Here is a 14,959-nt window from a genome sequence, read left to right as displayed (position 1 = left end):
AAGAAGACGGTTCACGGCGTTGCCGGAACCAATACGATGTTTTGTTTACCTGGCACAACCATATTCAAATTCTGGGACGCTCGACTCTCAACTCGGCTGTGAGCACTCAAGGCACTCTGCTCCAGCAACAGTTGACTCCACTCGCGCTGGTAGCTGTCCCGTTGTTGCTGAAGCTCCGCCAGATCGTTGGACAACACACGATTGAGGTGTGCGCTGTAGACAACCCCCACGGAGGAAATCAACAGCAGCCCCGCAAGGCCCGCCGAAGCCAGCACATGCCGCTGCCATAGCCCGGCGAAAATCCGCCGTGAGACCCGCAGCGCTTTGCTGACGCCAGCCTTCATGGTATCCGGGTGCAGCTTCTTGCGAGCCTGTACCGCAGGGCGTTCAATGGTGACTGCTGCCATCTCTATCTCTCTCCCGTCCTCGTCCGACGTTCCAATATGCGCATGACCGCACTGCGGGCGCGCACGTTGTCGGCCACCTCTTCCGTTTCTGCCTTGACCGCCTTACCGATCAGGCGAAAATCCGATTCGGCCTGGTCCGCCGTTACCGGCAACCCTCTCGGCAACTTCGGGCCCCGCGCCAGATCACGCATAAACCGTTTCACCATCCGGTCTTCCAGAGAATGAAAGCTGATCACGACCAATCGGCCACCGGGTTCCAACAGGTCCACCGCGGCCTGCAACCCCATTTCGAGATCATCCAGTTCGCGGTTGATGAACATTCTGACCGCCTGGAAGGTCCGGGTTGCCGGATGCTTGTGCTTTTCTTTTTTGGGTACTGCCGCGGAAACCAGCTCCGCCAATTCCCGCGTCGTGGCCAACGGCTCTTCCACCCGCCGCTCAACCACGGCACGAGCGATACGGCGGGAAAAGCGCTCCTCGCCGTATCGCCAGATAACGTCAGCAATGTCTTTTTCTTTGGCGGTATTCAACCAATCGGCTGCACTCGGCGCCTGATGCGGATTCATCCGCATGTCCAACGGGCCGTTGCGCATGAAACTGAAACCACGTTCGGCATCGTCCAGTTGAGGCGAAGACACCCCCAAATCCAGTAGCATGCCCGTGATACCGCGCCAGCCGGCCTCATCGACAAAGCGCCCTAATTCAGCAAAGGAGCCGTGGCAAATACGAAAACGGCGGTCATCTGCCGCCAGTTCGTCACCTACTGAAATCGCCTCGGGATCCTTGTCGATCCCGAGTAACCCGCCCCCAGAGTCCAGGCGCTCCAAAACTAACCGGCTGTGACCGCCGCGCCCAAACGTGCCATCGACATACCGCCCATCGGCTTCTGTCACCAAAGCGTCGACAGCTTTATCGAGGAGCACCGACAGATGTGCCGGCGGCACCTCCTTTTGCACTGTCATAAGGACAGAGACTCCATTTCCGGCGGCATTTCAGTGTCCTCATCAGACTCGTCAAGCCATGCGAACCAGCGTTCTTCACTCCAAAGCTCAAGCTTCTTGCCCTGGCCAATCAGCATTAGCTTTTTTTCCAGGCGGGCATAACTGCGCAGGGTTGGCGGGATCAAGATACGTCCTGCAGTATCCAGCTCCATCGGCGCCGCATTACCGAGGATCAATCGCTGCAGGCGGCGCGCCGCCTTGTTCATGTTCGGCAGGCTTTCGATCTTCGGACGCAAAATCTCCCACTCCGGTTCCGGATAGACCAGCAAGCAACGCTCTTCATCGGCATTTGCAGTCAACACGATACGACCGCCGCAAGCCTCAGCGAGGTCCTCGCGAACGCGGGCCGGGATCGCCATGCGTCCCTTCGCATCCATGTTGATGGCATGACTGCCGAGAAAATTGCTCATATCTATCGTTGGCCGGCGGCTCTGTTATTGGCGGATTGCCGATTCACCTAGATTGGAGGGTCGCTAGTTTCCCACTCTCAACCCCTGAAAACCACAAAAAACCACTTCTATCCACTTTTTCCCACTCCTGCACACTATAGAAACACGCAAAATACAATGCAAGCGCCGCCGGACAGGGCCTGCCTGTAAAACTTCCAGCAATGACAATGAGTTAGAAGGGATAAAACAGAAGGAAGGGAAAGGCCTGACAAATAACCTTCGGAAAATCAATCAGCTGACGCTTTATTTATACAAAAAACTTGAGGAATAAGAATTTTTAGCTATATCGGGGCCGATAAGCGGGCTGCCGGGTTCACAAAGAACCTGAAGAAAGGTGCGCAGAGCAGGTAGATAGCAGGTAGATAGAGAGGGGAAAGAAAAAGCGAGCTCGCCTGTAAGCCGGGTTCTGTCGAGAACAGTCATTCATCTAGGGCTTGCGTCACCACAAGCCTCAAGCAACCTACCCGAGTCCAGCGCGGGCCACGCCATAGGACTCCTATTTGGTCTTGCTCCAGGTGGGGTTTACCATCGCCGTGAACTGTTGCCAGTCACGCGGTGCGCTCTTACCGCACCTTTTCAACCTTACCGGCATCCGAAAATGCTTAGGCGGTTTCCTTTCTGCTGCACTTTCCGTCGGCTCACGCCGCCCAGGCGTTACCTGGCACCTTGCCCTGTGGAGCCCGGACTTTCCTCCCCTCTGCATCTGACGATACGGAGCGGCGACTGCCCGGCGAGCTCAGGCGTGACAATACGCCGCGCATCACAGTAGCGCAAGAAAAACCGGATCGTCTCGATCACCTATTTAAGCGCCAAGGCGCGCTGGTACAGCTCGTTGCGGGACAAACCGGTAATTTCAGCCGTCATCTTTGCAGCCACCTTGACGGGCAATTCGGCGAGAAGCACCTCAAGCATCCGGTCGGCATCCACGGTCGTCGCGTCTTCAACCGCCGCCGAAGCGCCGGCCACCATCACCACATACTCACCGCGCTCTGAATAGCTATCTTCGGCAAGCATCTCGGCGACCCTTCCCGCGGGACCGCTGTAGAATGTTTCGAACGCCTTGGTCAACTCCCTCGCGAGCACCACCTCACGCTCCTCGCCCATAACGGACGCAATCTCGTCGATGGTTTCGCGAATACGATGCGGCGCCTCATAAAATACCAGGGTGCGCATCTCCTTTTTTAGCGAGGTCAGTGCATCGGCGCGCGCCTTACGCTTGGCAGGGAGAAAACCTTCAAAAGTGAAACGATCCGTGGGAAGACCTGCCGCGCTCAGTGCGGTGGTAATGGCACAAGGCCCCGGCACGGGCGTCACGGTTAAACCCCGCTCCCTGGCCGCTCGAACCAATACAAAGCCCGGATCGGATATTAAGGGGGTACCGGCATCGGAGATTAGCGCGATCGATTCGCCGGCGCTAAGACGATCAACGAGTTGACCAAAGCGCTCTCGCTCGTTGTGTTCATGCAGGGCAAACAATGGCTTCTGAATGCCTAGCGCCTGCAACAAGCGCTGGCTGTGACGGGTGTCCTCTGCAGCAATACAGTCGACGCGACCAAGCACGTCCGCCGCTCGCTGGCTGATGTCGCCCAGGTTGCCGATGGGCGTCGCCACGATATAGAGCGTGCCGCACTGAGTCGATGCGGTGGATGGGGGCATGGCTTTACTCCAATCGGTCCGTGCCGGGTAGGCACGATGACATCAACGTCATGAGAAATCGCGGGCGAACTGGTAAACTTGCCCGTGTCGATTCCCGGCATGATGCCCATGTTCCCGGGAGGCCACAAGCGCCAGTGTCCACGGAAACTTCGAAGCAGTTTGTTGGCGATCCTGATATTTCATAGGGTATGCGGACGAAACATCTACTGGCCCTAACATTCGTTCTATATGTGAGCATTGCATGACGACGAGAGCTTTATTTGGCATTCGCCCTGCGTTTTTCCTGGCCTTCGTGCTCCTGGCCGCGGGCTGCACCCCGCTGGGCATTCAGCCGGATCAGGCCGATAGCCCCCAAGGTGCGTTGGCGATCGCTGAGTCGGCCGGCTATTCGGACACGGCCTTAAGGGGTCTGCTGAGCACAGCCGCACGCTATCAGGATGCCGATCGCCATCGCGATGCCCGGACAATCCTCCAAAGCGAGGCGCTGAAATCAAATGCCAGCGGCGATACGCTTCACCAATACCGCTTACTCGCCATGGCCAGCATCGTTGCTCTGGATGACCGCCAGTGGGCTCAGAGATTCGCCCAAGATCTGCCTATCGACCAGTTCGCCAAGTACCCCCCAGACCGTCGGGCCCGCGCAATCCGGCTTCAAGTCGATACCTTTGATTTGGCAGGCGATTATCTATCCGCCGCTCAAACACTGATTGGCTCCGCCCCGGCAGCGGATGACGGTGCGACAGCGACCAACAATGACCGGATCTGGCAACTACTTAAACGTACGACCACGATGAGCCTGAATCAGGCCGCCGAAAAAGCAATCGGCTACGCCCAACAAGGTTGGCTAGAATTGGCTCTATCCTTACGCGAACCCGGCATCAGCCTGGAGACCCAGGGCAAAGCCGTGAGAGCCTGGCAGCGCAATTGGCCAGACCACCCCGCTGCCAGCCCGCTCCCCGGCGAGCTTCAGCTGATCGTGACCCTTTCCGAGGAGCGCCCCGAGCACGTGGCCCTCGCCCTGCCCCTTAGCGGCCCCCTGGCGGACGTGGGGCGCGCCATTCGTGATGGCTACTTCGCGGCCTATTACAGTGACGAGGAGCGGGGGAACGAAAAACTCCGAATCGATGTCTACGATACCCATAACCAAGCCTTTCCGGCACTTTACCAGGACATCCACCAGACCGGCCCCGATCTCATAGTGGGCCCACTGGATAAAAAGGCGCTCAACGCCATCGCGCCACAAGCGTCCCTGAATACCCCTCTACTTGCGCTCAATTACCTTGACGATGCCAATCAGGCGCCCGCCCAACTTTACCAGTATGGTTTGTCGGCGGAGGACGAGGCCCGTCAGATCGCCGAGCGCCTGGTTGCAGATGACCGACCACAGGCTGTTGCCCTGATCCCTTTCGGAGAATGGGGCGACAGGATTGAACAAGCGCTCATTTCACGGATGAATGAAATTGGAGGCAAAATCCTCAATGTAGTCCGCTACGACCGCGAGGAAAACTTCCGCAATACTGTGGCATCGCTGTTCGACATTGGTGCCAGCCGCCAACGAGCCATCACCGTTGAAGAGACGATTGGCCTGAATATTGAGTTCGAACCCCGCCGGCGCCAGGATATCGACGCTATTGTGCTGGTTGCCTCGCCGACCATTGGCCGCCAGTTCAACCCGCTGTTCGCCTTCTATTTTGGCGGCAATTTGCCGGTCTATGCGCCCTCGACGATTTACTCCGGCAGCCCCGACCCGGCGCGAGACAGCGATCTTGAAAACGTGCGCTTCACCGACATTCCCTGGATGCTGACACCTGACATGTCCGCTCGGCAGCGCACCAGCGCTGCGCTGCCTGACGTTACCCAGCGCTATGGCCGACTGTTCGCCATGGGCATGGATGCGTACGCCCTGTCTTCAAAGTTACAACTGCTATCACGCGTGCCCGACAGCGATCTCAAGGGGCTGACCGGCACACTGAGCATGACGCCTGCGGGCGTCGTCAGCCGGGATCAGCAATGGGCTATATTTCAGCAAGGCAAACCGGTAAAGCTGGAACCCGCCGTGACCGCAGACGAGGAAAAAGATACCGGTACACTCAAACCTATCCAGTAGCAGGAACAAAATATGATCGAGACCAGGGAAGGTCGACGCCAGCAAGGCCTGGCAGCGGAAGAAGCTGCCGCACGCTACCTCGCCGCGAAAGGCTTGCACATCGTACAAAGAAATTTTTGCTGTCGTGGCGGCGAAATCGATGTGGTTGCCAGAGACGGAGACACCCTCGTTTTTGTCGAAGTGAGGTACCGCGGAACAGGGAGTTTAGAAAGCCCTATGGAGTCGGTAACGACTCGCAAGCAGCGCCGGCTGATACACGCAGCTTCGATTTATCTGCAACGGCAGCATAGCTGGCAGATGCCCTGTCGATTCGACGTCATTGCCATTACACCTGGGCGAATTCGTCGATTTCGCGCACAATGGATTAAAAATGCTTTTGATGCCTCATCATGACTGACCAAACACCCGAATTTTTAATTAACTCCATGTTCGCCGAACATATGGAAAACGCCGCCCATACAGCAGCCGAACAGGGCCCAGCTATTACCGCGGCAGCTGATGCCTTGGTCAATTCACTGTTGTCCGATGCCAAAATTCTGCTTTGTGCAAATGGTAGCGCCAACTGCCTGGCCCAGTATTTTTGCACAAACCTGCTAAACCGCTTCGACCAGGATCGCCCGGCACTTCCGGCGATGAACCTGGGCGCCGACGCCACAACGTTCTCGGCTGTATGCCGTGATAACCGGTTCAATGAGACTTTTTCACGTCAAGTTCGAGCCTTAGGCAAGGAAGGCGACACCCTGTTTGTTTTGGTCGACGATGGGCACAAGGCTAATCTAATCCAGGCCATCCAGGCGGCCCATGATCGAGGCATGAAAGTGGTCGTGCTCAGCGCCAAGGAAAAGACAGATGTGACATCTCTACTCCATCCAGACGACCATGAGATCGCCCTGCACAACCTACATCCCACCCAGGCGACCGGGGTATTCGTACTAATAATGAATAGCCTGTGTGCACTTATCGACCAGAAAATTTTTGGCGGGTAGCACATACAAAAAAACCGACCCTCGGGCCGGTTTTCTGCTGCGCCATTCGTGATTGCGTCGACCTAACTTCTCAAACTGCCGTCTCGAGGAAGTGCCAGCCTGCTCTAAGATCTATTTGACGACCTTGAGACTGGGCTTTCTTGAGGGGCGCTCCGGCGGCTGACGACTACTCTCTTCAGGATCGGTACCCGTGCCATCCGGATCCGGGGTGCCAGGCTCACTACCAAACACCATGCCTTCTCCATTCTCGCGAGCATAGATTGCAAGCACCGCCACCAACGGCACAGAAACCTGCATGGGGACGCCGCCAAAACGGGCGCTGAATTCAAGGACACTGTTACCAATCATCAGTGCCTTCACTGCGCTCGGGCTGATATTCAACACAATCTGACCGTTCGCGACATGCTCGGATGGGACCTGCACCCCCTGAACACCCGCATCGACTAAAATGTAGGGTGTGCAGTTGTTATCCAGAATCCATTCGTTAAATGCCCGAACCAGATAGGGTCGGCTGGACGCCATCCTAAATGCCTTGTCTGACATAGAGTCTCCCGTTTGGCCGCAAGTTTAGAGCTATCGATCAGCTACGGATATCTTCTTCAATATCCGATAAGCTCGCCTTGAAACCTTCACGCTGGAACAGCCGTTCCATATATTTCATTAGCGGCTTGGCCTGCTTCTCCTGCAGTTCGATACCCAATGCAGGCAGGCGCCAAAGAATCGGACCGATACAACAGTCGACAATGGTGAATTCCTCAGACAGGAAGTACGGCATTTCACCAAACAGCGGCGCGGTCGCTAACAGACTCTCACGAAGCTCTTTACGTGCGGCTTCGGATGCCTTCGCATTAGGTTGCGCAAGAATTTGATCAACGAGTCCGCACCAATCCTTCTGGATACGATGAATCATGAGCCGACTGTTGGCCCTAGCTACCGGATACACCGGGAGCAATGGTGGGTGCGGGAAGCGCTCGTCCAAATATTCCATCATGATATTTGGCTCATACAGAACCAGATCACGATCAACCAGAGTTGGCAGCGCATTGTATGGATTCAGATCGGAGAGCTCCTCCGGCGGGTTGTCAGGATCCACGTCAACGACGTCGACTGTGACGCCCTTTTCGGCGAGAACAATACGTACCCGATGGCTGTAGTGGCTAGCCGGATCGGAAAAAAACGTCATTGATGACCGCTTGGTCACAACGCCCATAGAACTACTCCACGATTACACAGACAGAGAGATGAAATGGCTAAACGCAAAAGTCCAGCGGATGAGTCCCTCACCCGCCGGACACTTCGCAGGGCAGAATTATACCTGATTCTTTAGTGTACGTCTTTCCAGTACTCGCGGTTGAGCAAGTAAGCGAACACGAAGAAGATAGCGATAAAGATCAGGACGAAAATACCCAAACGTTCCCGCTCCAGCTTAACCGGATCCCCCATGTACGACAGAAAGTTTGTAAGGTCGTACATCGCGATATCAAATTCCCCCGGCGTCATGGAGCCTTCTATCGCCCACTCGGGACAGACTGAACCATTGACCACATTGCCACTCAACGGATCAACGCTAGCGCCATCCCCAATATGCGGCTCAACGGCACACAGCCCTTGCTTGTCAACCAGCACGTGCGGCATACCCACATTGGAGAACACCACATTGTTGACGCCCAGCGGCCGTGACTCGTCCTGATAGAACCCACGCAGGTAAGAATAGATCCAGCTTTCACCCCGCAGGCGCGCCTCCAAAGTCAGATCCGGCGGCGGATTACCAAACCAAGCCTGAGCCTCTTCTTTGCCCATGCCAATTTTCATGAGCTCGCCGATTTTGGCACCGGTGAAGATCATATTGTCTTCGTATAGCTCTTCAGGTATTTCCAAATCTTCAGCGACACGCTTGTAGCGCGCGTATTCCATGGAATGGCAGCCCATACAGTAGTTAGTAAACATCGCCGCGCCGCGCTGAAGCGAAGCTTTGTTGCTGTGATCCGGCTCCATATGATCGAGCGGAATACCTGCGCCACCTACAGCCAGCCCCAAGGCTGGCAGGCACATTATGAAAAGACCAACAATCAGTTTTCTCATCAGCCTGTCACCCTTTCCGGAACCGGTTTTGTTTTCTCCATCCGCGTGTAGAACGGCATCAGAATGAAGTAAAGGAAGTACAGCGTCGTCAGCACCTGAGCCAGAAGCGTGCGTCCGGCAGTCGCCGGCACGATACCCAAATAGCCCAGGACAACGAAGCTGATGACAAGGATCGCGAGAGCAATCTTGCTCAAAAGCCCCTTGTAGCGAATCGAGCGAACTGGGCTGCGATCAAGCCAGGGCAGCACAAACAAGATGGCAATCGCGGCGCCCATCACAACCACGCCCCAGAATTTCGCGGGCAAGCCGAACAGATCAACGGTTACCGCACGCAGCATCGCGTAGAAAGGCGTGAAATACCATACGGGCGCAATGTGCTCAGGCGTTTTGAGGGAGTTAGCCGGCTCGAAATTTGGCTTCTCCAAGAATAGCCCGCCCATCTCCGGGAAGAAGAAGACGACAATACAGAACACGAACAGGAAGACCCCTACACCGACCAGGTCATGAACGGAGTAGTAGGGATGGAACGGAATACCATCTTTCGGGATACCGTTCTCGTCTTTGTTCTTCTTGATATCGATGCCATCGGGGTTATTCGAACCCACTTCGTGCAATGCCAGAATATGCAGCACCACCAGGCCCAGCAGAACAATCGGCAGCGCAATCACGTGCAACGCGAAGAAACGGTTAAGCGTAATTCCCGATATCAAGTAGTCGCCTCGTATCCACAGCGACAAATCATCGCCAATCACCGGGATCGCACCAAACAGGTTGACGATAACCTGAGCCCCCCAGTAGGACATTTGCCCCCAGGGCAGCAGGTAACCCATGAAGGCTTCGGCCATCAACACGAGGTAGATGAGCATACCGAAAATCCAAATGAGCTCGCGGGGCTTCTGATAGGAGCCATACATCAAGCCGCGGAACATATGGAGATAAACTACGACGAAGAAGGCCGATGCGCCCGTGGAATGCAGATAGCGCAGGAGCCAGCCCCACTGGACATCACGCATGATGTACTCGACCGACGCGAAAGCGCCTTCAGCCGAAGGGTTATAACTCATGGTCAGCCAAATACCGGTTACCAACTGGTTAACCAGTACCAGCAACGCCAGGGAACCGAAGAAGTACCAGACGTTAAAGTTCTTAGGCGCGTAATACTTGCCCAGATGCTTGTTATAGGCTTCTACGATCGGCAGACGATCGTCAATCCACTGAATAAGCTTTTGCATTACGCGGCCTCCGGATCAAGACCGACAGTCAAGGTAGTGTCGGAGTCATAGCGGTAGGGCGGCACTTCTAGATTTAGAGGTGCAGGCTGACTTTGGTAGACCCGACCGGCAAGATCGTAATGGGAGCCGTGACAAGGACAGAAGAAACCGCCCAGCCAGTCTTCACCCAGATCCGCCGGGGCCACTTCAGGACGGTAGCTCGGGACACAGCCCAAGTGAGTACAGATACCGACGAGGACCGCCACTTCGGGCTTCAGCGAGCGATAGATTCCCTCGACGTATTCCGGCTGCTGAGTCGTCGTTTCGGACTGAGGATCCTTGACGCGCTCGTTGAGCTTCTCGATGTTTTGTAGCATTTCGTCGGTCCGGCGCACGATCCAGACTGGCTTGCCACGCCACTCCACCGTTATCTGCTGTCCTGGCTCAATCTTATCGATATTAACCGTAACCGGTGCACCTGCAGCCTCGGCTCTGGCACTTGGGTTCCAGGACGCTACAAAAGGCACGGCCGCGCCAACGACACCGACACCCCCCACCGCAGCAGTGGCGCCGATTAAAAATCGGCGTCGGCTCTGGCTCACGTCGCCATTATTCATTATGGTTTTCTCCCATCAGGCGATGCGAGGCAACGCACAAAGTCACGCCACACATCGAAAAGGACTTCATCACCCTAAAATAGTCGGGCAAATGGTAATGAAATTACCATAGCCTTACAAGTCGGCAAGCCGCGCCACGGGCCTCTCCCGCGGCACACCGTACGCCGTGGCAACGCGCATCGTTGAGACACAAAAAAGCCCGGTAAAAACCGGGCTTTTGTCGCAAATTCGAATAATCGAATTAACGCTTGGAGTACTGCGGACGCTTACGCGCTTTGCGCAGACCCACTTTCTTACGCTCAACGCTACGCGCATCACGAGTCACATATCCAGCACGACGTAGCGCCGGACGCAGCGTCTCGTCATAGTCCATCAGGGCGCGCGTCAGGCCGTGGCGAATAGCGCCTGCCTGACCACTGGTACCGCCACCCTCAACGGTGATCTTAATATCAAAACGCTCTTGGGACTCGGTCAGAACCAAGGGCTGACGAACGATCATCTGCAGGGTCTCGCGACCAAAGAACTGCTCGATCGTGCAATCGTTGATGGTGATGCTACCGCTACCCGGCTTGATAAATACGCGCGCCGTAGAAGTTTTGCGGCGACCAGTACCGTAATTTTGTGCTACAGACATATTCGCCTTCCGTTAAATGTCGAGTTCTTTGGGCTGCTGGGCTGCGTGCGGGTGCTCAGCGCCGGCATAGATTTTCAGCTTTTTGAACATGGCGCGACCCAGCGGTCCCTTCGGCAGCATACCCTTAACGGAGTGCCCAATAACCTGTTCAGGCGCCTTATCGATCAGCTTTTCGAAGTTGATCTCACGAATACCACCCGGAAAACCGGTGTGGTGGTAATATTTTTTCGCGAAAGCCTTCTTGCCGGTAACGCGTACTTTCTCTGCGTTGACCACGACAATATAGTCACCCGTGTCGACGTGAGGGGTGTACTCAGCTTTGTGCTTGCCCCGCAGACGAAGGGCGATTTCAGTTGACAGACGACCCAGCGTCTTGCCGGCTGCGTCTACAACGTACCAGTCACGCTTTACGCTTTCTGGTTTCGCACTCAGAGTCTTCATTGATTCCGCCTTGTAACGCTTAAAACGAACGTTAGAGGCCACCACTAACCAACGCCTAGCGTTTAGTGGAGACCTTCGACCTAATATTTTGGTGGCGCTGCATCATTCGGGGCTGAGATGATCACATCGCCTTGAAAAGCCAGGGCGCGAAGTATAAATGAACGAACCCGCCATGCCAAGCCCTGTTTGTGCTGCCTCTTTTTTGAAGATCGCAGCCGCTCACCAGCCGTAAAGACGATCCACGTTTGCCCGTAACTGCTCCGCAATGCGCGCCTCCGGTTCTGGCCGCATGTCACATAAAGCTCGGAATACGGCGAGAATCTTGAGCGGCGAGTTTTCACCCTTGGCCAGGCCTTCCGGTGGCATATCCGGCGCATCGGTTTCCAGCACCAGGTGCTCAAGCGGAATCTCCGCGAGGGCACGCCGTGTCTTGCGCGCGCGAGCGTAGGTAATTACCCCACCAACCCCCAGAAAACAACCGGAATCGACCAAACTTTTTGCCTGTTCGGGGCTCCCCGAGAAACCGTGGATGAGGACGCTGCCATCGAAGCGCTTTTTCCGCAGCACCGCTCCAACCTCGTCATTGGTTCGCACCGAATGAACAACCAGTGGCGTCGAAAGCGATTGAGCCATATCCACCTGGGCCTCGAACCATGGCATTTGGCCAGCCAAATCGCCGTGGAGCCGGTCTAGTCCACACTCGCCCAGCGCCACGCATTGGCGAGATCGACTTGCCAGTTGCTGCTCAAGTCGTTCGAGATCTTCCTCACTGTGCTCATTAACATACCAGGGATGAATACCCAGACAGTAGAACAGTGAAGAGTCGCCGGACGCAGTCTCGGCCACCCGCTGCCAGGTCGCGGACCGGACCCCTGGAATAACGATACGGTCGATACCTTGTTCGTGGCACGCCTTGATGAGCTGCGCACGCTCCCCGTCAAATTCCGGGTAATCCAAATGGCAGTGGGCATCGACCAGCATGAGGTTCTCCATGGATATCAGCGCTCTGGCGTCCGTTAGTGTTCCCGCGTCTTATTGAAGCGGACATCCGGGTAACGCTCCTGAGCCAACTGCAAGTTGACCATGGTTGGCGCGATATAGGTCAACCGGTCGCTACCGTCCAAGGCTAGATTGTCATAGGCCTTGCGCTCAAACTCATCTAGCTTTTTCACATCGTCACAGGTTACCCAGCGGGCGGTTGCAACGTTGATGGGCTCGTAAACGGCATCGACTTTGTATTCGCTTTTAAGACGACTCACCACGACGTCGAACTGCAGAACACCCACTGCACCGACGATCAGGTCATTGTTCTTCATTGGCCGGAAGACTTGAACAGCACCTTCTTCCGACAACTGAACCAACCCTTTCTGCAACTGCTTGGCTTTGAGCGGATCCTTGAGACGAATCCGTCGAAACAATTCAGGGGCGAAGTTCGGAATCCCGGTAAATTTCATGTCCTCACCGGCCGTGAATGTGTCGCCGAGCTGAATGGTTCCATGGTTGTGCAACCCAATGATGTCACCGGCATACGCCTCTTCCGCTTGCTCACGGTCACCCGCCATAAAGGTCAAGGCGTCAGCTACACGGACATCCTTACCAATACGCACATGCCGTGTTTTCATGCCTTGACTGTACTTACCCGATACGATTCGCAGGAACGCAACGCGGTCACGATGCTGGGGATCCATATTTGCCTGAATTTTGAATACAAACCCGGAAAAGCCCTCTTCAGTAGGCACCACTTTCCGGACGTCGGTACTCCGAGGCTGCGGCGACGGTGCCCACTCGACAAGCCCATCCAGCATATGATCCACCCCAAAGTTACCCAGTGCCGTCCCGAAGAACACCGGCGTCAACTCACCATTGAGAAACGCATCGGCGTCGAACTCATGGGAGGCACCCTTAACCAACTCAATTTCATCTCTCAAATCCTGAGCATAGGCGCCAATCGCCTCATCCAGCTCGGGATTGTCCAACCCACTGACAACCCGGCGTTCTTGAATCGTATGCCCCTGACCAGACTGGTAGAGCACCACCTCATCGCGCAGTAGGTGATACACGCCCTTAAAATTCTTGCCCATACCAATGGGCCAGGTCACCGGAGCGCATGCAATCTTAAGAATGTCCTCCACTTCATCCATGAGTTCAATCGGATCGCGAGTATCCCGGTCGAGCTTGTTCATGAATGTGAGAATCGGGGTATCGCGCAGACGCGTCACCTCCATCAATTTGATGGTGCGTTCCTCAACGCCTTTGGCACTATCAATCACCATCAGGCAGGCATCCACCGCAGTAAGGGTACGGTAGGTATCTTCCGAGAAATCCTCGTGTCCCGGCGTATCCAGCAGGTTGACCAGCTTGTCTTCATATGGAAATTGCATCACGGAGGTAGTCACCGAAATGCCCCGCTCCTTTTCCATTTCCATCCAGTCGGATTTGGCGTGCTGACCGGATTTTTTGCCTTTGACGGTCCCTGCTTTTTGAAGCGCTTTACCGAACAGCAAGACCTTCTCGGTGATGGTGGTTTTACCGGCGTCCGGGTGCGAGATGATCGCAAACGTCCGACGCTTTTCGATTTCCGCAGAAAGCGTGGTCATAGTATTAACAGCCTGATTTGACGCAAATGGAATGGAAAGCAGCGCATTATAAATTCTGCCGGTCGATGAAGCGAACGTCAGACACCGAAGATAGCGACGAACGGCGAACAATCACAGATATCGACTTTCATCCAGAGTCAGCAGGCGCTGAGGATGGAAGACCATTAGACCGGACGTCACCGTACCGTTGACAAAAGCCTCTGGCAGCATGATCAGCGGCAGGTAACGGACGTACTCATGAACCAAGGTTTCCCAATCATAAACGCCAAAAACCCACAGCAGAAAAACCATGCACAGGCCCGCCGAAGCCACGGCAATGGCCGCGCCAAAGAAACCGCAGACAAAGAGGTAGGCGAAAAAATTGCGGAAGCCACGGCTACGCTCCCATAGCATAATTCCATAGCTGACGAATGCCGGAATAGCGACCGTGATAATCCCATTCACACCCAGCATGATCAGCGATTCCTTGCCGAGAATGACCATGAACACCAAAGCTACGGTGCCGGCAAGAATCGCAAAAGCCCACCCCAGCATGAGCGTTACAGCGGTAATGCCAAAAATATGGATGGTCAAGCCCGGGGACAAACCTGCCCGCATCTGCCAAACCAGCATTAGCAAAACGGCGGCTGCAAACACGCTATGCTGCAGCGACCGCTCCACGGCAAGTTGAGCCCAGTCCGCATGCCATATCGACAAACCAACTACGATGACCAGGACCAGATTCATCAACCAGAGCCAGCCTGCCCCGACGAGATCGGGCGTCAACCCCAT

17 protein-coding genes and 1 other RNA gene are annotated in these 14,959 nt (G+C 55.4%); 3 read left to right on the top strand and 15 right to left on the bottom strand.

Going from position 1 to position 14,959, the window contains the following annotated elements; all coding sequences use genetic code 11:
- Positions 1-11: 11 nt before the first annotated feature.
- The 5 genes from ftsL to rsmI all read right to left on the bottom strand — a co-directional run bounded on the left by ftsL (position 12) and on the right by rsmI (position 3,513).
- A complete protein-coding gene (gene ftsL, locus FXO11_RS04530) occupies positions 12-407 on the bottom strand; it encodes a cell division protein FtsL (RefSeq protein ID WP_148861780.1) in 396 nt (131 codons plus the stop codon).
- Positions 408-409: 2 nt separating this feature from the next.
- The gene (rsmH, locus tag FXO11_RS04525; RefSeq protein WP_148861779.1) at positions 410-1,369 is read right to left on the bottom strand and encodes a 16S rRNA (cytosine(1402)-N(4))-methyltransferase RsmH; all 960 of its coding nucleotides are present in this window, start codon (positions 1,367-1,369) and stop codon (positions 410-412) included.
- Complete coding sequence (gene mraZ / locus FXO11_RS04520; protein ID WP_148861778.1) at positions 1,366-1,818, bottom strand: division/cell wall cluster transcriptional repressor MraZ; 453 nt, start codon at positions 1,816-1,818, stop codon at positions 1,366-1,368. The genes rsmH and mraZ overlap by 4 nt, the downstream gene beginning before the upstream one ends.
- A 418-nt stretch (positions 1,819-2,236) precedes the next feature.
- An RNA gene (gene rnpB / locus FXO11_RS04515) (RNase P RNA component class A) lies at positions 2,237-2,596 on the bottom strand.
- A 59-nt stretch (positions 2,597-2,655) separates the two neighbouring features.
- Complete coding sequence (rsmI, locus tag FXO11_RS04510) at positions 2,656-3,513, bottom strand: 16S rRNA (cytidine(1402)-2'-O)-methyltransferase (protein WP_148861777.1); 858 nt, start codon at positions 3,511-3,513, stop codon at positions 2,656-2,658.
- Positions 3,514-3,754: 241 nt separating this feature from the next.
- On the opposite strand from rsmI, the gene FXO11_RS04505 reads away from it, so the two are divergent.
- From FXO11_RS04505 to FXO11_RS04495, 3 genes are read left to right on the top strand one after another with little or no spacing between them, the layout of a single operon-like run.
- A complete protein-coding gene (locus tag FXO11_RS04505; protein ID WP_148861776.1) occupies positions 3,755-5,620 on the top strand; it encodes a penicillin-binding protein activator in 1,866 nt (621 codons plus the stop codon).
- Between the two features lie 12 nt (positions 5,621-5,632).
- On the top strand, positions 5,633-6,013 hold the full coding sequence (locus FXO11_RS04500) for a YraN family protein (protein ID WP_148861775.1): 381 nt from the start codon (positions 5,633-5,635) through the stop codon (positions 6,011-6,013).
- On the top strand, positions 6,010-6,606 hold the full coding sequence (locus tag FXO11_RS04495) for a D-sedoheptulose-7-phosphate isomerase (protein ID WP_148861774.1): 597 nt from the start codon (positions 6,010-6,012) through the stop codon (positions 6,604-6,606). Before FXO11_RS04500 ends, FXO11_RS04495 begins: the two co-directional genes overlap by 4 nt.
- 111 nt (positions 6,607-6,717) lie before the next feature.
- Here the strand turns inward: FXO11_RS04495 and FXO11_RS04490 are convergent, their stop codons facing one another.
- The 10 genes from FXO11_RS04490 to FXO11_RS04445 form a co-directional block, all read right to left on the bottom strand.
- Complete coding sequence (locus tag FXO11_RS04490; protein ID WP_227546039.1) at positions 6,718-7,128, bottom strand: ClpXP protease specificity-enhancing factor; 411 nt, start codon at positions 7,126-7,128, stop codon at positions 6,718-6,720.
- Positions 7,129-7,186: 58 nt separating this feature from the next.
- Positions 7,187-7,816 carry a stringent starvation protein SspA gene (sspA, locus tag FXO11_RS04485; RefSeq protein WP_148861772.1) on the bottom strand — a complete coding sequence of 210 codons (630 nt, stop codon included), beginning with the start codon at positions 7,814-7,816 and terminating at the stop codon, positions 7,187-7,189.
- A 113-nt stretch (positions 7,817-7,929) separates the two neighbouring features.
- Positions 7,930-8,688: a cytochrome c1 gene (locus tag FXO11_RS04480; RefSeq protein WP_148861771.1), complete on the bottom strand. Its 759-nt coding sequence runs from the start codon at positions 8,686-8,688 to the stop codon at positions 7,930-7,932.
- On the bottom strand, positions 8,688-9,920 hold the full coding sequence (locus FXO11_RS04475; protein WP_148861770.1) for a cytochrome b: 1,233 nt from the start codon (positions 9,918-9,920) through the stop codon (positions 8,688-8,690). Before FXO11_RS04475 ends, FXO11_RS04480 begins: the two co-directional genes overlap by 1 nt.
- A complete protein-coding gene (gene petA, locus FXO11_RS04470; protein WP_148861769.1) occupies positions 9,920-10,516 on the bottom strand; it encodes a ubiquinol-cytochrome c reductase iron-sulfur subunit in 597 nt (198 codons plus the stop codon). Before petA ends, FXO11_RS04475 begins: the two co-directional genes overlap by 1 nt.
- 241 nt (positions 10,517-10,757) lie before the next feature.
- Positions 10,758-11,150: a 30S ribosomal protein S9 gene (gene rpsI, locus FXO11_RS04465; protein WP_148861768.1), complete on the bottom strand. Its 393-nt coding sequence runs from the start codon at positions 11,148-11,150 to the stop codon at positions 10,758-10,760.
- 12 nt (positions 11,151-11,162) lie between these two features.
- Positions 11,163-11,591, bottom strand: a complete 429-nt coding sequence (gene rplM, locus FXO11_RS04460; RefSeq protein WP_148861767.1) for a 50S ribosomal protein L13 — start codon at positions 11,589-11,591, stop codon at positions 11,163-11,165.
- Positions 11,592-11,810: 219 nt separating this feature from the next.
- Positions 11,811-12,572 carry a TatD family hydrolase gene (locus FXO11_RS04455; protein WP_148861766.1) on the bottom strand — a complete coding sequence of 254 codons (762 nt, stop codon included), beginning with the start codon at positions 12,570-12,572 and terminating at the stop codon, positions 11,811-11,813.
- Between the two features lie 35 nt (positions 12,573-12,607).
- Positions 12,608-14,188: a peptide chain release factor 3 gene (gene prfC / locus FXO11_RS04450; protein ID WP_148861765.1), complete on the bottom strand. Its 1,581-nt coding sequence runs from the start codon at positions 14,186-14,188 to the stop codon at positions 12,608-12,610.
- A 111-nt stretch (positions 14,189-14,299) separates the two neighbouring features.
- Positions 14,300-14,959, bottom strand: a complete 660-nt coding sequence (locus FXO11_RS04445; RefSeq protein ID WP_148861764.1) for an energy-coupling factor ABC transporter permease — start codon at positions 14,957-14,959, stop codon at positions 14,300-14,302.

This window comes from Marinobacter fonticola (genome assembly GCF_008122265.1).
GTDB lineage: Bacteria > Pseudomonadota > Gammaproteobacteria > Pseudomonadales > Oleiphilaceae > Marinobacter_A > Marinobacter_A fonticola.
Note: the sequence above shows the minus strand (reverse complement) of the source record. Positions and strands in the feature narration are given on the sequence as shown.

Bases quoted from the DNA above. Each gene is read 5' to 3' on its own strand.
- ftsL (WP_148861780.1), bottom strand. From the start codon at position 407: ATGGCAGCAGTCACCATTGAACGCCCTGCGGTACAGGCTCGCAAGAAG.
- rsmH (WP_148861779.1), bottom strand. From the start codon at position 1,369: ATGACAGTGCAAAAGGAGGTGCCGCCGGCACATCTGTCGGTGCTCCTC.
- mraZ (WP_148861778.1), bottom strand. From the start codon at position 1,818: ATGAGCAATTTTCTCGGCAGTCATGCCATCAACATGGATGCGAAGGGA.
- rsmI (WP_148861777.1), bottom strand. From the start codon at position 3,513: ATGCCCCCATCCACCGCATCGACTCAGTGCGGCACGCTCTATATCGTG.
- FXO11_RS04505 (WP_148861776.1), top strand. From the start codon at position 3,755: ATGACGACGAGAGCTTTATTTGGCATTCGCCCTGCGTTTTTCCTGGCC.
- FXO11_RS04500 (WP_148861775.1), top strand. From the start codon at position 5,633: ATGATCGAGACCAGGGAAGGTCGACGCCAGCAAGGCCTGGCAGCGGAA.
- FXO11_RS04495 (WP_148861774.1), top strand. From the start codon at position 6,010: ATGACTGACCAAACACCCGAATTTTTAATTAACTCCATGTTCGCCGAA.
- FXO11_RS04490 (WP_227546039.1), bottom strand. From the start codon at position 7,128: ATGGCGTCCAGCCGACCCTATCTGGTTCGGGCATTTAACGAATGGATT.
- sspA (WP_148861772.1), bottom strand. From the start codon at position 7,816: ATGGGCGTTGTGACCAAGCGGTCATCAATGACGTTTTTTTCCGATCCG.
- FXO11_RS04480 (WP_148861771.1), bottom strand. From the start codon at position 8,688: ATGAGAAAACTGATTGTTGGTCTTTTCATAATGTGCCTGCCAGCCTTG.
- FXO11_RS04475 (WP_148861770.1), bottom strand. From the start codon at position 9,920: ATGCAAAAGCTTATTCAGTGGATTGACGATCGTCTGCCGATCGTAGAA.
- petA (WP_148861769.1), bottom strand. From the start codon at position 10,516: ATGAATAATGGCGACGTGAGCCAGAGCCGACGCCGATTTTTAATCGGC.
- rpsI (WP_148861768.1), bottom strand. From the start codon at position 11,150: ATGTCTGTAGCACAAAATTACGGTACTGGTCGCCGCAAAACTTCTACG.
- rplM (WP_148861767.1), bottom strand. From the start codon at position 11,591: ATGAAGACTCTGAGTGCGAAACCAGAAAGCGTAAAGCGTGACTGGTAC.
- FXO11_RS04455 (WP_148861766.1), bottom strand. From the start codon at position 12,572: ATGCTGGTCGATGCCCACTGCCATTTGGATTACCCGGAATTTGACGGG.
- prfC (WP_148861765.1), bottom strand. From the start codon at position 14,188: ATGACCACGCTTTCTGCGGAAATCGAAAAGCGTCGGACGTTTGCGATC.
- FXO11_RS04445 (WP_148861764.1), bottom strand. From the start codon at position 14,959: ATGGGGTTGACGCCCGATCTCGTCGGGGCAGGCTGGCTCTGGTTGATG.